We start from the raw sequence: 14,966 nt of genomic DNA, 5'->3' as shown, positions 1-14,966 counted from the left end.
GGACGTGAGTGATTTCAATATTGACAATTGTTATTGTCAATATTTTACTCAAAAATCGTCCGGGGTTTTGTGGTCTAAAAATCGTTACGCTGGGAACTAATTTCTGTCCAGCAAGGGAAGAATCAAGGTCACCGCCAGGCCGCCACCCTCGCGGTTGGCCAGGGTGATGCGCCCGCCATGGGCTTCGGCGATTTCGCGCGCCAGGGCCAGGCCCAGTCCCGTGCCGCTGCGCTTGGTGGAATAAAACGGCACCAGCGCGTTTTCCAGCACGGCGCCGCTCATGCCCGGCCCGCGGTCGCGCACTTCGATGCGCAGCTGGCCATGCGCCTGGCTGACTTGCAGGCCGATATGCTCTTCCCGCGAGCCCGATTCCAGCGCATTCTTGAGCAGGTTCAGCAGCGCTTGCTGCATTTGCGCCGCATCGAACAAGGCCGCTTGCGCGGGCGGCGGGGCGTCGAGCGTGAAGGCTGCCTGCGAGGCCAGGCTGTCAAGGAAGAGGGGCCATTCGCATGGCGCCAGGCGCGGCGTGGGCAACTTGGCAAAGCGCGCATAGCCGAGGATGAAGGTTTCCAGGTGACGCGTGCGCTCTTCGATGGTGGCGAGGATTTGCGGCAGGCGCTCCGTCTGGCCGCGGCGCACCAGCTCGGCGCCGGAATGGGCCAGCGAGGCCAGTGGCGCCAGCGAGTTGTTGAGCTCATGGCTGATGACGCGGATGACTTTTTTCCAGGTCTGCACTTCCTGCCGGCGCAGTTCCAGGGTCAGCTGGCGCAACAGCAGCAGTTCGTGCTTGCGTCCGTTCAGGCTGAAGCTGCGCCGCGCCAGGTGATACACCTCTTCCTGTTCCCCTTCGCCGCTGGTAAACAAGCCGTCGTTGCGGCGCGCCAGCGCTTCGGCCAGTGCCGGCGCCGCCTGCTGCACGATGTCGGCCAGGTGATGTCCTTCCAGCCGGCGTCCCTGGTGCAGCAGCTGGCGCGCGGCCAGGTTGGCGTAGACGATGGCGCTGCCCTCGGCCACCAGCAGCATGGCCACCGGCGTGTTTTGCACCATGGTGTCGAGCAGCAGTTCGCGCTGCACCAGGTCCAGGCGCTGCTTGCGCAGCACGTCGCCCAGCGCATTGTGGGCCGCCACCAGGTCGGCCAGCTCATCGTCCTGCGGCCAGCGCAGGCTGAAGCCGAAGTCGCCGTCCTGGTAGCTCGTCACTGTGCCGCTCAAGGCGCGAAACAGCGACAGCATCGATTGCAGCTGCGCGCGGATGGTGATGACGGCCACCGGCAGCACGCACAGCAGGGTACCGGCCAGCACCAGCAGCGGCTGGCCTGGCAAAAAGTGCGCGAGCAGCAGCGCGATGATGATGCCCAGCACCAGCAGGGTGACGATCAGCGCCGTCCAGCGCGTGAGCAGGGAGAGGCGCATGGGGCGGTATCCCATCAGCCGCGCGCGATGCCCAGGCGTTCCATGCGACGGTACAGTGCCTGGCGCGACAGCCCCAGTTCCTGCGCCGCTTGCGCCACCACGCCGTGCGCACGCGCGAGCGCCGCGGTGACGCTGTCGCGGTCCGGTTCCGTCGCGCCGGCATCCTGCGGCGCGCGCGGCGATGCCGCACCGGCCAGCGGCAAGCCCGTTTCCAGCGCGCCGATCACCGGGCCGGCCGTCAGCAGGCTGGCGCGCTGCATGACGTTTTTCAGTTCGCGCACATTGCCTGGCCAGCCGTGCGCCAGCAAGGTCGCCTGCGCCTGCGCGTCCAGTGTCTTTTCGCCGCCCAGGAAATGCCGCGCCAGGAACAGGATGTCCAGCGGGCGCTGGGCCAGCGCCGGCAATCGCAGTTCGATCACGTTCAGGCGGTAGAACAGGTCTTCGCGAAACGTGCCGGCCTTGATCATCGCCGGCAGGTCGGCGTTGCTGGCGCTGATGACGCGCACTTTCACTTGCCGCTCGCGGTTCGAGCCGAGGCGCTCGAAGCGTCCCGTTTCGAGCACGCGCAGCAGTTTCATTTGTCCGGCCAGCGGCAGGTTGCCGATCTCGTCGAGGAACAGGGTGCCGCCGTCGGCCGCGTCGAACTTGCCGTCGCGTGCGCGCGTGATGCCCGTATAGGCGCCTGCTTCCGCGCCGAACAGTTCCGCCTCGATCAGTTCCACGGGCACGGCGCCGCAATTGAGCACGACGAAAGGGCCGCTGGCGACCTGCGAATTGGCTTGCACGATGGCGGCGATGCGTTCCTTGCCGCTGCCGTTCGGCCCCGAAATGAGCACGGGCACGTCGGCGCGCGCCACCTGGCACGCCAGGTGCACGACTCGTTCCGTGGCCGGGTCTTGCCATACCATGCCGCGCAGGTCGAAGTCGTGTTCCAGGGTGTGGCGCTGGCGCTGCTCGGCCACCACGCGCTGGCGCAGCGCGCGGTTGGCTTGTCCCAGCTCCAGCAGGTTCTGCACGCTGGCGATCAGGCGCCGGTCATCCCATGGCTTGGCCAGGTAGTCGGCCGCGCCCGACTTGATCAGGTCGACGGCCGCGTCGAGCTGGGTCCATGCCGTCAGCAGGATCACGGGCAGGTCCGGGTAGCGCGCGCGGATCGCATGGAACAGCGCGCCACCTTCCTCGCCCGACGTGGTGTCGGCCGTGAAGTTCATGTCCTGCACCACCAGGTCGATGGCGTGGCGCTCGAGCAGCTGCAAGCCTTCCTCGGGCGAGGCGGCGCGCACGGCGTCGATCTCATGCAGGGAGAACAGCACGTCGAGCGCGATGGCCACGGCGGCATTGTCGTCAATAATCAGTACGGTAGGCATGCGCGCAGCATATCACTGAGGTGCCGGCTCAGGCACTGCGGGTGGCGGTGGCCGGCGAAATGCTGGCCGCGCGCCATGCCGGGCCGTACACCGCGCCCACGCCCAGCAGCCAGAACACGAGCGCGCCGGCCAGCAGATAGCCGGGTGGCAGGCGCGCCATTTCCAGCTGGCTTACCAGCAGCTGGTTCAAGCCCAATCCCAGCAGCACGCCGCACGCCACGCCGACGCTGGTGATCATGAAATTCTCCGTCAAAAAATAGCGCAGGATGTCGATGCGGCGGGCGCCCAATGCGCGGCGCACGCCGATCTGTTTGCGGCGCTGCGACACCCACAGGCTGGCGATGCCGACGATGCCGCTGGCGGTGACCAGCAGCAGCAGGGTCGACACGGCGATCAGCATCCACGACAGGCCCTGGTCGGCACGGTAGCGCGCCTTGCGGTGCTGTTCCAGGGTGTCGGTGTGTACCAGCAGCCGGTCCGTGCTGGACCTGCGGATGGCCTGCTCCGCCTCCTGCATCAGGCGGTCACGCTGGCCGGGTTCGGCCCGCACGGCGTACATCAGCAGGTCGCGCCCACCCGTCAGGCGTGTCGGCAGCAGGGCCGAATACTCGCCGCGCGGCTTGGTCTGCGCACCCTGGGTCTGCAGCCGTTCGACGATGCCGACCACGCGCAGTTCCGGGTCGTCGTTGCCGGTGCCCTGGTACAAGGTCTTGCCGACAAAGCTGGTCTCGCCGGGCCAGATCTTTTGCGCCGCCGCCCGAGTCAGTATCAGCACCTTGGGCGAGCTCTCGTCGACGTCTTCGTTGATTTCGGGCACCTCGTCGGGCCGAAAATCGCGGCCTTCGACCAATTGCAAGCCATACGTCCTGATCAGCGAATCGGGACTGACATAGGTGGACACTTCGGCGCTGGCCGAAGCCTGGCCGCGCTTGGCCGACACGCTGGTACTGTGGCCGGAGCGCGACAGCACCGCCTGCGACGTTTGCGCCACCGACATCACGCCCGGCAGCGCGCGCAGCAGTGCCGCCTGGCGCTTCTGTTCCGCCAGCTGGCGCTCATGGCTGCCGCGGTTGATGTTCTGGATACTGACGTAAAAAATATCGCTTTCGGCGGCCACGCCGGTGGGCCGCGCGGCGACGGCCTGGCGCAGGTTGACGATGTGCAGGGCGTTGGCCAGGATGGCCAGGCTGATTGCCACTTGCACCGCCACCAGGACGGCGCCGGTTTTGCTGCGCATCAGCGCCGACAGGATGGGACGGATTTCCATGCTGGACCTCATGTTGGGTAAACGATGTTCATTGGGATTTGAGCTGGATCGCTGGCGTCACCTGGCAGGCGCGCCAGGTCGGCAGCAGGCCTGCCAGCACGGCGGCCAGCACCGACATGGCAAACGTCAGCAGCAGCATCGGTATGTCCATGTGCGCGACCGTGCCCAGATCCTCCGACTGCTTGCTGACCACGGCCAGCGCGCCAAACGCCAGCAGCAGGCCCAGTACGCCACCGGCCAGGCCGATCACGGTGGTCTCGATCAGGAACTGGCGGAAGATGTCGCGCCGGGTGGCGCCCAGCGCGCGGCGGATGCCCACCTCGGACGCGCGCACGGAAAACTTCGCCAGCAGCAGGCCGATGGTATTGACCAGGCACAGCAGCAAGAAGCCGAAGGCCAGCCATGCCGCCAGCTTGTTGTCGTTGTCGACCACCTGCAAAAAACCCATCCATTCGTTCAGGTCGTACAGGCTGTTCGGCGCATTGCGCTGCATGCGCCCCAGCTTGCGCTGCTCGCCCGCATAGGCGTCCAGGTATTGTTGCAACTGGCCGCGCTCGCCGCTGCTGGCCATCTCGAACCAGAACTGCAGCCAGGTGCAGCCCGAGGCGAGCGTGCCCTGGTAGCCGGGTGCGTTATTGTCGCCGTTGCAGCTCATGCCGCCATCGTGCACGGTCTCGTGGCGGATGGCGCTGGCGAATGGAATGAAGAATTCGTCCTCCGGCCCGAATGCCCCCTTGCTGCCGATAATGTGATGGGCGCGCGGCACGACGTCCCAGGTAGCCAAGACGCCCGTCACCATGTAGGGCCGGCCCAGCACCGTGACGCGCTGGCCGACCGGATTGGCGCTGCCGACCAGTTTCTCCGACAGCGCGCGGCTGAGCACGATCACGTCGGCGCCGCTGGCGTCGTCGGCGTCGCTCCATGGCTGGCCGTACAGGAATGGCGGCTCGAACATGGCAAAGAAGTCGCGCGTGGGCGCCATGCCCTGCGCATTGAAGACGCCGATATCCTTGCGCAAGGGTTCGACCGGGCCGGCCACGCCGAACATCACGGTGCGGCGTACGCCGATTTTGCTGCGCATGAAGTTCTGGGCGTCGATATAGCTCATCTGCATTTGCGGAAAGCCCGGCTTTTCACCGGCGACATAGCCTTTCATGGGCAGGATGTCGATCATCGGTACGAACAGGCGGTCGCTCTTGTGCGGCAGCGGGTCGCCCGACATGGCGTGCAGGATGGTGACGGTGGACACGCTGGCGGCCACGCCGACGGCCAGGGTCAGTATCATCAGCGCCGTCAGGGCGCGGTTGCGGCGCAGGCTGCGCAGGCCCAAGGTGAAATAGTAGCGGAACATGGGCTCTCCTTACGCGGTCGCGGCGTGCTGCGGCCTGGCCGACAGCGTGGCGCCGTGCTGCACCAGGTCCGACACCTGGCCATCGATGATGTGCACGTTGCGCTGGCTGCGCAGCGCCAGTTCCGGATCGTGCGTGACCATCAGGATGGTGGTGCCTTGCGCGTTGATGTCTTCCAGCAGTTCCATCACGCCGCGCGCCATCTGCGTGTCCAGGTTGCCCGTCGGTTCATCGGCCAGCAGCAGCTTGGGCGAGCCGGCCAGCGCGCGCGCGATCGCCACGCGCTGCTGCTGGCCGCCCGACAGTTCGGCCGGATAATGCTTCATGCGCGACGCCAGGCCGACCTTGGCCAGCGCGTCCTCGATGCGTTCCTTGCGTTCGGCGCGGTTGAAGCCCCGGTAGCGCAGCGGCACGTCGACGTTGTCGAACAGCGACAGGTCGGGAATCAGATTAAAACCCTGGAAGATGAAGCCGAGTTTTTCATTGCGCAGGCGCGAGCGGGCATTGTCGTCCATGCCCCTGACGTTGACGCCGTCGAGTATGTATTCGCCGTCGGTGAATTCCTCGAGCAGGCCGGCGATGTTCAGAAAGCTCGTCTTGCCCGAGCCGGACGGCCCCGTGACGGTGACGAATTCACCTTGTTGCACATGGATGTCGAAGCCGCGCAGCGCGTGGGTTTCGATCATGTGGGTGCGGTAGACTTTGCTCAGGTTTTGCATGCGCAGCATGGAGGGCCTCTCAGGGTATAAGTTGAATGATGTGTCAGTTGAGCGAGACGCGGGCCGCGTTCTCGAAGTTTTCCGTGCCGGCGACGACGACCTTGTCGCCCAGCTTCAAGCCGTCGAGGATTTCCACTGATGACACGCTGGTCGCGCCCAGCTTGATCGGCGTGCGCATCGCCACGCCGTCGCGCACGACGTAGGCGAAACGGCCGCCTTCCGCTTCGACGAAGGAGCCGCGCGCCAGCATCAGCACATTCGGTTTTTCATCGATCAGCAGGCGCGCCGCCACGCGCTGGTTCTGGCGCAGGCCGGCCGGCTGTTCGCCGTCGAAACGCACGCGCGCCAGCACCTGGTTTTTCACCACTTCGGGCGACAGCGCCGACAGCTTGCCGGTGGCCCGGATGGCGCCTGTTTCGATCTCGGCGCGCATGCCCAGGCCGATGTCGGCCACATACGTTTCCGGCACCTCGAGCTCGATTTCCAGCTGCGACAGGTCGACCAGGGTCATCAGTGCCGTATTGGCTTGCACCACGCTGCGGTTGGCCACCGACAGGGTGCCGATGAAGCCGTTGACGGGAGCACGCACGGTCAGTTCATCGACCCTGCGCTGGGCGTTGTCGCGGACGAGACGCTGGCGTTCGAGTTCATTGCTCTTTGTTTTCAGGGCCAGGGTCACGTCTTCGCTTTCCAGGCCCGCCGCCTGCGAAGCGTGCTTGCTGCGGATATCGGCCGAATTCAAGGCATCCTTGGCCTTCTGGTAATCGATCTTGGCGATGATGCCCACCTGCGCCACGCTTTCATAGCGCTCCAGCGTGCGCTGCGCGGACAGGCGGTCGATTTCAGCCGTATCGGCTTCGCGCCGCGCCAGCAGTTTCTGCTTCTTGGCCAGGATCTGCTGGCGCGCCACTTCCGCCTCCAGCTGCTGCACGCTCGATTGTTCGCGCTTGAGTGCGTCGGACAGGTCCGGCGACTCCAGCACGGCCAGGATGTCGCCCTTTTTCACCGTGTCGCCCGCCTTCGCTTTCAGCGTGACGGTGGCCACCGTGGTCGAATACAGGGTGGGGCTGATGGCGGCGACGACGCGGCCCGTGACGGCCGCGTCACGTATCAGGGTGCCGCGCGTGACATCGGCGATGCGCAGGCGGCTGCTGTTGACGGAATGCTCGCTGTTGCGCCAGCCGGCAACGACAGCGATGGCGCCGCCGATGATGACGACGGCGCCAGCGAGCAGCAGGGCGCGTCGCTTGTGGCGCTGGCCTGGCGGAGCGGACAGTACGGCGTCTTGAGAAGAGGTATCGCGGATCATGGTCATGTCTCGTGAAGGATTTCCTTTCTAATGCACGATCCATGCCAATGATTAAATCATTGATTTGAATGGGAAAAAATATGGGCGTCCGACTGTCCGCCGTGTCCGCGCTGTCCAGGCGGTGTCCGCGCCCGGCACTGTCGCGGCGTTTGCACATGGATCTTGATATTCTGGCAATCGACCTGATCTGCGGCCCAGGCAATGATGGCGCGCGGCGCCATGCCGGTCCCCTTCTTTGGAGCATGATGTCGCCTTCGCCCTCCCTGTTTGCCCGCCTGCGTCCCTGGCTGCGCCAGTTCGCCAGCCTGCCCGAGCCGGTGGAACTCGATTATCCATTTGCCGCCAGCGACATCGCCATGCTGCAGCGGTTCGACGGTGGTTTGCCTCAGCTTGATCGCCAGACGTGGGATGAAATGCTGCTCGACGACTACCATGCGCGACTTGCCACGCAGACCAGCATTCTTGGCCAGCAGCGATTGCATCAGCGCCTGGCAAGCGGTAAGGCGGGCGCCGCCTCGCGGGCGCGCATCGCGGCCTTGCTGGCCGCACCGGCACAGCAGGCGGTGATCGAGCAAGCGATGCAGCCGCTGCGCACGGTAGACATGGAAGTGGCGGCGCTGCTGTGCGGCGCACCGCCGCCAGCACCACCGTGGTGGAGCCGCTGGCTGCTGCTGCCGACACTGGCGCTGGTGGCGTCGCTGCTGGCCGCGTGGCTGTTTGCGCCGCTGGCATGGGCCGTCGCGGTGCCCGTTTGGCTCTTGCTGATGGCCTTGCAGATGCATTTTCACGACCGTTGCAAACCGTGGGAGCGCAGCGTCTTTACCTTGCAGCAGATACTGCTGGTGCATGGCCGCCTGGGTGCGCTTGATACGGCGTTCACGGCGGAGCTGCGAGAATGCGGTCGGGCAGCTGGCGTGATTAACCGCCAGCTCACGCCAGTGCGCTGGACCAAGATGGTTCCCCTGCTGAGCGAATACGACGACTGGCTCATGCTGGGCAATATCCGCCGCTACTTTCACAGCCTGCGCGTGGTACGGCGCGAACGCGCTTTCCTGCGTCAGAGTTTCCTGCTGCTGGCCGACCTCGAGGCGGACCTGGCCCTGGCGCGCCACCTGCGCGGCCGCGAAGAGTTTTGCTGGGCGCAGCAAGCCGATGCGCGGCAGTTGTCGTTGGAGGCCATGGTGCATCCGCTGCTGGAGGGCGCCATGCCACTGTCGCTGCGGCTCGATGGCCGCGGCGCCTTCATTTCGGGGCAGAATGCGGTGGGCAAAAGTACCTTGCTGCGCGGAGTGGGCCTCAATTTGATCAGTGCGCGCGCCTTCGGCTTTTGCTATGCGCAGGCGGCCCGGGTGCCGATGCTGCCCCTGTATTCGAGCATGCAGAACGAGGATTCGCTCGATGGCGGTGAAAGTCTGTATATCGCCGAATTGCGGCGCGCGCGCGAATTGCTGGCGCTGGCCGAAGAGGGCGTGCCTGCCCTGTTCCTGATCGATGAAATTTTCCGCGGCACGAATCACCTCGAATCGGTGGCGGCGGCCGCCGCCGTGCTGCACAGCCTGGCCGCGCAGCACCTGGTGATCGTCTCCTCGCACAATCTGGTGCTGGGGCCGCTGCTGGAGGACTGCCTGGCGCCGTGGTGCGTGCGCCGCGATGAGGCGGGCGCGTTATTGCTGGCGCCCGGCGTGCTGCAGGCCACGAATGGCATCGCCCTGCTGGCGCAGCGCGGTTTTGACGCCGGTATCGCGGACAAGGCGGGCCGCGTCTTCGATTGGCTCAGTACCCACATGGCGCAGCCGGCCGATTGCGGCGGCGTGCTGGAACGGGCGTGATGGCCGCCCTTATTTGTCCTGCTTCTCCGGCGTGCTCTTGTCGATCACTTCGCGGCAATCGCCGCGGATGATGGCGTTGTCGTAGTTGGTCCAGCCGTAGCTGTCGACGTAGCGCTTGTGCTGCTTGAAGCGGGCGCTGGCGATGCTCCATTCGGGCTGTTCGCCGGCAAAGCGGATGTCGCCCAGGTCGAGCAGAGTATGGAACATGTTTTCCGTCGACAGGCGCGCCTTTTGATGGCGCCGCAGCTGCGTTACCTTGTCCGGATAGTGCTGCTGGAATTGCGGCGAATACCAGACGAAGGCGGGCACGTGGAATTCGAACTGCGTGTTGTGCCCGTGGAAGGCCAGGCGGCAAGTGCCGTCGTACAGGGTCTGGCCGTGGTCGGCCACATAGACGAGCGAGCTGCGCAGGGCGGTGCGCTGGCCGTCGTCCTTCAGCATGCCGATCACGTTCGACAGGAACCAGTCCGTGTACAGGATGGAACTGTCGTAGCTGTTGTTCAGCTGCGGCTTGATCGCCGTATCCGTGTAGATGGGCTTGTCGACGCCGAACAGCGACGGCTGCCACTTGTCGAAGGCCTTCGGATAGCGCTGGCTGTAGTTCCAGTGGCTGCCCAGGGTGTGCAGCACGATGAGTTTTTTCGGCGCCGGGTCGGCCAGCGCGTTCTTGAATGGATCGAACAGGATCTGGTCGAAGTTCGAACTGTTGGTAAAGCCGCCCAGGTTCAGGAATTGCACCACGTCCGCTTCCTTGGCGAAGACGGACACGGGCGTGTCGAACTGGCCGAACGAGATCTGGTTCGACAGCCAGTAGGTCTTGAAGCCCGCTTCCTTGTAGGCGGTCAGGAAGGATTTTTCCGAGAAGCCATCCTTGAGGCTTTGCGTGGCCGGCTTGCGCGAGATGATGACGGGCACGGACAGGCGCGTGGCGGAAACGGCCGTGATGACGTCGGCCAGCGGCACCAGGTTGCTTTCCTGTTTCAGCAGGGGATTGGTGTCGCGTTCGTAGCCGTTCAGGCTCCAGCGGTCGTAGCGCGACGATTCGCCGATCACCATGACCACCACTTCCGGGTTGGTATCGGGCTGTTGCTGGTGCGCGCCGAAACGGAAGCTGCTGCTTTTCTGTCCCAGTTCGGCCAGGTACTTGCGTTCCTTGTAGAAATCGAAGCCGCGCGCGGCCAGGCCGAAGGGCCAGGAATTGCTGACGGTGTCGAAGGCGTAGGGCAGGCGCGCCCAGTGGGGCAGGCTGGGCCAGCCCAGGCCCGTTTCATCGGCGCCGGCGATGCTGGCGTTCTCCGGCTTGCTGCTTTCCTCGTCTTCCTCCTCCGTTTCATCGTCGGCCGAGCTGGCGTCGCCGAAGCCGGAGGCGCCCGCCTTGGCGCTGGCCGCCGGCTTGCTTGCCTTGGCGGACGCGGCGGCACTGTGCACGGCCTTGGCCTCGAAACCGAATTCGTAGCCATACCACCAGAAGCCGCCCAGCAGGATCAGCAGCACGAAGGCGGCCGGGCGCGTCTTGCCGCGCCAGTCGAGGTCGCGCGTGCGCGTGGCCGCATACCAGCTCAGGGCGCACCAGGTGATCACGCCCAGCATGACGGCGCCCATCAGCCATACTTTTTGCCCGAGGAATTCCATCGCTTCCTTGGGGCTGGTTTCGAAGATGATGCCCAGGTGGTGCGTGGAAATGCCCTGGCCATAAAAGATGAACAGGTAGATTTCCGTCGGCAGGGCCAGGAAGGCGGGCACCAGCAGCCAGTGGAAGTAGGCGGGGCGCTTGAAGATGCTCCAGACGGCCAGCCAGGCCAGCAGCTCGAACGTGAGCATCTGCCACGGATGCTCGAGCGCACGCCCCAGCAGCGCGGGGATGAAGGGCACGGCCGTCAGCGAGGCATACGTCAGGAGCAGGATCAGATTGGCGGGGCGAAGCAAGGAGCGCATAAAGGAGGGCGGGAGGGCAGCGAAAAATGTCCGCTATTATCAATCCTTTTGTTGTCTTGCGGTCACACAAGAATGTGCACGGCAGATGCTTGGCCGCAGGGAAAGAATGTCAAATCATCAATCGTTTACGCATGCCGGCAGCCGCGCATCGGTGCCAAAGATTAGTCAAAATGCCACAAACACCTGCCATTTTTGCCTTTTTTTATAGCAAAAAGTGGTAAACCGATTGACCCCCTGTGGCACAAGGTCTAAACTAGCGAGTTCTCGATTTTATTCTGCTCATCGTTTACGCATTACTTGGCATTTCATGGCCGCTCCTAATCGAGTGGCTGCGGGCGCCTCCGGTGCGCAGTAGATGAAAGCGGGACGAGGTTTTAGTCGCCGGGCATCTTGCCCGGGTTATTAATCGTAGTTTTTTGTTGGATTTATAACGATGCCAACCATCAATCAATTGATTCGCAATCCACGCGTCGCTTTGACCGTGAAGAGCAAATCGCCGGCGCTGGAAAACAGCCCGCAAAAACGTGGCGTCTGCACACGTGTTTACACCACGACTCCAAAGAAGCCTAACTCGGCTCTGCGTAAAGTCGCTAAAGTTCGCCTGACCAATGGTTTCGAAGTCATTTCGTACATTGGCGGTGAAGGCCATAACCTGCAAGAGCATAGTGTTGTGCTGTTGCGCGGCGGCCGCGTCAAGGATTTGCCGGGTGTGCGTTACCACATGGTTCGCGGTGCTCTGGATACCCAAGGCGTTAAAGACCGTAAGCAATCGCGTTCGAAGTACGGTACTAAGCGCGCTAAAGCTGGCAAGAAGTAATAAGTTGTACGCAGCAAACCCAAGTTTCGCTCAGTGGCAACTAGCTAAGTGAATGTAGTCGACCGCATCTGGTCGAGTAAGTGGAAGACTATGATGGTCGTCCGCGAGTGTGCGAAGAACGCGCGCTCAACTGAAGATTGAAAGGAATTGATATGCCACGTCGTCGTGAAGTACCCAAGCGCGAAATTTTGCCAGATCCAAAATTCGGCAACACTGATGTCGCTAAATTTGTAAACGTGCTGATGCTGTCCGGTAAGAAATCGGTTGCAGAAAACATCATCTACGGTGCTTTCGAGCACATCGCAGCAAAATCGGGCAAAGATCCGCTCGAAGTTTTTGCTACCGCAATCAACAACGCCAAGCCGCTGGTTGAGGTGAAATCCCGTCGCGTCGGTGGTGCAAACTACCAGGTGCCGGTCGAAGTTCGCCCAGTCCGTCGTATGGCTCTGTCCATGCGTTGGTTGCGTGAAGCTGCTAACAAGCGCAGCGAAAAATCGATGCCACAACGCCTCGGCGGTGAGCTGATGGAAGCGGCTGAAAGCCGCGGCGGCGCGATGAAAAAACGCGACGAAGTCCATCGTATGGCTGAAGCGAACAAAGCGTTCTCGCATTTCCGCTTCTAATATAAAGCCAGCTACCGCAAGGCGGCTGTCAAGCATCTGTTGTTCGAGGCCGGGCTCATTTTTGCAAAAAAATGCTGCTCGGTTTTGTCCATTCATTTAGGATTAATTATGGCCCGCAAGACCCCCATTGAGCGCTATCGTAATATCGGTATCTCCGCTCACATCGATGCAGGTAAGACGACCACGACCGAGCGCGTCCTGTTCTACACAGGCGTGAACCACAAGCTGGGCGAAGTCCATGATGGCGCTGCCACCACCGACTGGATGGCACAAGAGCAAGAGCGCGGTATCACGATTACCTCGGCTGCTGTTACGTGCTTCTGGAAAGGCATGGCAAACAACTTCCCAGCTCACCACATCAACATCATCGACACCCCAGGCCACGTTGACTTCACCATTGAAGTGGAACGTTCGATGCGCGTGTTGGATGGCGCCTGCATGGTTTACTGTGCAGTCGGCGGCGTGCAGCCACAATCGGAAACGGTATGGCGTCAGGCTAACAAGTACAAAGTGCCACGTCTGGCCTTCGTGAACAAGATGGACCGTACCGGCGCCAACTTCTTCAAGGTCTACGATCAGATGCGTTCGCGTCTGAAAGCCAACCCAGTACCTATTCAGATGCCTATCGGCGCTGAAGACGTCTTCACCGGTGTTATCGATCTGGTCAAGATGAAAGCGGTTATCTGGGACGACGCTTCGCAAGGCATGAAGTTCGAATACGGCGACATTCCTGCACACCTGGCCGCTGATGCTGCCAAGTGGCGCGAAAACATGGTTGAAGCCGCTGCTGAAGCGTCGGAAGACCTGATGAACAAGTACCTGGAAGAAGGCGACCTCTCGGAAGAAGAGATCAAGGCTGCCCTGCGTCAGCGTACCATCGCCAGCGAAATCGTTCCAATGTTGTGCGGTACCGCCTTTAAAAACAAGGGCGTACAAGCCATGTTGGACGCGGTCATCGAGTACCTGCCATCGCCAATCGACATTCCGCCTGTCCCAGGTCTGGACGAGGACGAGCAGCCAGTCGAGCGCGCAGCTGACGACAATGAGAAATTCTCGGCATTGGCGTTCAAGATCGCAACCGATCCGTTCGTCGGTCAGTTGTGCTTCATCCGTTGCTACTCGGGTACCCTGAATTCGGGCGACTCGGTGTTGAACTCCGTGAAGCAGAAGAAAGAGCGTATCGGCCGTATCGTGCAGATGCAAGCGAACGAACGCGAAGAAATCAAGGAAATGCGCGCTGGCGACATCGCCGCTGTTGTGGGTCTGAAAGACACCACCACCGGCGATACGCTTTGCGACGAAAAAGCCAGTGTCGTTCTGGAACGCATGGTCTTCCCTGAGCCAGTGATTTCGCAGGCAGTCGAGCCAAAAACCAAGGCCGACCAGGAAAAAATGGGCCTGGCGCTGAACCGCCTGGCTGCAGAAGATCCATCGTTCCGCGTGCGTACCGATGAAGAATCGGGCCAGACCATCATCGCCGGTATGGGCGAGTTGCATCTGGACATCATCGTTGACCGCATGAAGCGCGAATTCAACGTTGAAGCGACCGTCGGCAAGCCACAAGTGGCTTACCGCGAAACGATCCGTAAAGTGTGCGAAGAGTCGGAAGGCAAATTCGTCAAGCAATCGGGTGGTCGTGGTCAATACGGTCACGTGGTTCTGAAGATCGAACCGCAAGAACCGGGCAAGGGCTTCGAATTCGTTGACGCGATCAAGGGCGGTACCGTTCCTCGCGAATACATCCCTGCAGTTGAAAAAGGTGTGCGCGACACGCTGACTTCGGGCGTGATGGCTGGTTACCCAGTCGTTGACGTGAAAGTCACGCTGTTCTTCGGTTCGTACCATGATGTTGACTCGAACGAAAATGCATTCCGCATGGCCGCTTCGATGGCATTCAAAGATGGCTGCCGCAAAGCATCGCCAGTCATCCTGGAGCCGATGATGGCCGTGGAAGTGGAAACGCCGGAAGACTACGCCGGTACCGTGATGGGCGATCTGTCGTCGCGTCGCGGCATGGTGCAAGGTATGGATGAAATTGCTGGCGGTGGCGGCAAGATCATCAAGGCCGAAGTACCTCTGTCGGAAATGTTCGGTTACGCCACATCGTTGCGTTCGTCGACCCAAGGTCGTGCGACTTACACGATGGAATTCAAGCACTATGCTGAAGCACCTAAGCATGTGACTGAAGCAATCGTAAGCTCGAAAGCTAAGTAATAGAAGTTCCGGGCCGGCTTTCACGAGAATGCCGGTCCCTACATTTAAATCATTGTTCTAAGGAAGAATAAAATGGCAAAAGGTAAATTCGAACGGACCAAGCCGCACGTCAACGTCGGCACCA

At 62.3% G+C, this 14,966-nt stretch carries 11 protein-coding genes; 4 read left to right on the top strand and 7 right to left on the bottom strand.

What is annotated here, in order from left to right; genetic code table 11:
- Nucleotides 1-96: 96 nt before the first annotated feature.
- From JAB6_RS05270 to JAB6_RS05245, 6 genes are read right to left on the bottom strand one after another with little or no spacing between them, the layout of a single operon-like run.
- On the bottom strand, nucleotides 97-1,413 hold the full coding sequence (locus JAB6_RS05270) for a PAS domain-containing sensor histidine kinase (protein WP_070301661.1): 1,317 nt from the start codon (nucleotides 1,411-1,413) through the stop codon (nucleotides 97-99).
- Between the two features lie 14 nt (nucleotides 1,414-1,427).
- Nucleotides 1,428-2,780, bottom strand: coding sequence for a sigma-54 dependent transcriptional regulator (locus JAB6_RS05265; RefSeq protein WP_034753173.1), 1,353 nt, complete (start codon nucleotides 2,778-2,780; stop codon nucleotides 1,428-1,430).
- Nucleotides 2,781-2,808: 28 nt separating this feature from the next.
- The gene (locus JAB6_RS05260; protein WP_070301646.1) at nucleotides 2,809-4,047 is read right to left on the bottom strand and encodes an ABC transporter permease; all 1,239 of its coding nucleotides are present in this window, start codon (nucleotides 4,045-4,047) and stop codon (nucleotides 2,809-2,811) included.
- Between the two features lie 28 nt (nucleotides 4,048-4,075).
- A complete protein-coding gene (locus tag JAB6_RS05255; protein WP_070301645.1) occupies nucleotides 4,076-5,398 on the bottom strand; it encodes an ABC transporter permease in 1,323 nt (440 codons plus the stop codon).
- 9 nt (nucleotides 5,399-5,407) lie between these two features.
- Nucleotides 5,408-6,124 (bottom strand): ABC transporter ATP-binding protein, encoded by a 717-nt coding sequence (locus tag JAB6_RS05250; RefSeq protein WP_070301644.1) that lies wholly within the window; start codon nucleotides 6,122-6,124, stop codon nucleotides 5,408-5,410.
- A gap of 34 nt (nucleotides 6,125-6,158) precedes the next feature.
- Nucleotides 6,159-7,430, bottom strand: coding sequence for an efflux RND transporter periplasmic adaptor subunit (locus JAB6_RS05245; RefSeq protein ID WP_254671478.1), 1,272 nt, complete (start codon nucleotides 7,428-7,430; stop codon nucleotides 6,159-6,161).
- 149 nt (nucleotides 7,431-7,579) lie between these two features.
- Between JAB6_RS05245 and JAB6_RS05240 the strand changes: the two genes are divergently transcribed.
- Entirely contained in the window at nucleotides 7,580-9,253 is a 1,674-nt protein-coding gene (locus JAB6_RS05240) for a DNA mismatch repair protein MutS (RefSeq protein ID WP_254671477.1), read from the top strand.
- Nucleotides 9,254-9,262: 9 nt separating this feature from the next.
- On the opposite strand, the gene JAB6_RS05235 is transcribed toward JAB6_RS05240, so the two are convergent.
- Entirely contained in the window at nucleotides 9,263-11,188 is a 1,926-nt protein-coding gene (locus tag JAB6_RS05235; RefSeq protein WP_070301642.1) for a phosphoethanolamine transferase, read from the bottom strand.
- 433 nt (nucleotides 11,189-11,621) lie between these two features.
- Here JAB6_RS05235 and rpsL point away from each other — a divergent pair, with 433 nt between their 5' ends.
- From rpsL to fusA, 3 genes are all read left to right on the top strand, one after another.
- A complete protein-coding gene (rpsL, locus tag JAB6_RS05230) occupies nucleotides 11,622-12,005 on the top strand; it encodes a 30S ribosomal protein S12 (protein ID WP_010394376.1) in 384 nt (127 codons plus the stop codon).
- Nucleotides 12,006-12,157: 152 nt separating this feature from the next.
- On the top strand, nucleotides 12,158-12,628 hold the full coding sequence (rpsG, locus tag JAB6_RS05225) for a 30S ribosomal protein S7 (RefSeq protein ID WP_010394377.1): 471 nt from the start codon (nucleotides 12,158-12,160) through the stop codon (nucleotides 12,626-12,628).
- Nucleotides 12,629-12,736: 108 nt separating this feature from the next.
- Nucleotides 12,737-14,842, top strand: coding sequence for an elongation factor G (fusA, locus tag JAB6_RS05220; protein ID WP_034753184.1), 2,106 nt, complete (start codon nucleotides 12,737-12,739; stop codon nucleotides 14,840-14,842).
- The last annotated feature ends 124 nt before the right edge of the window (nucleotides 14,843-14,966 follow it).

This window comes from Janthinobacterium sp. HH104, assembly GCF_001758715.1.
Classification (GTDB): Bacteria; Pseudomonadota; Gammaproteobacteria; order Burkholderiales; family Burkholderiaceae_D; genus Janthinobacterium; species Janthinobacterium aestuarii.
Note: the sequence above shows the minus strand (reverse complement) of the source record. Positions and strands in the feature narration are given on the sequence as shown.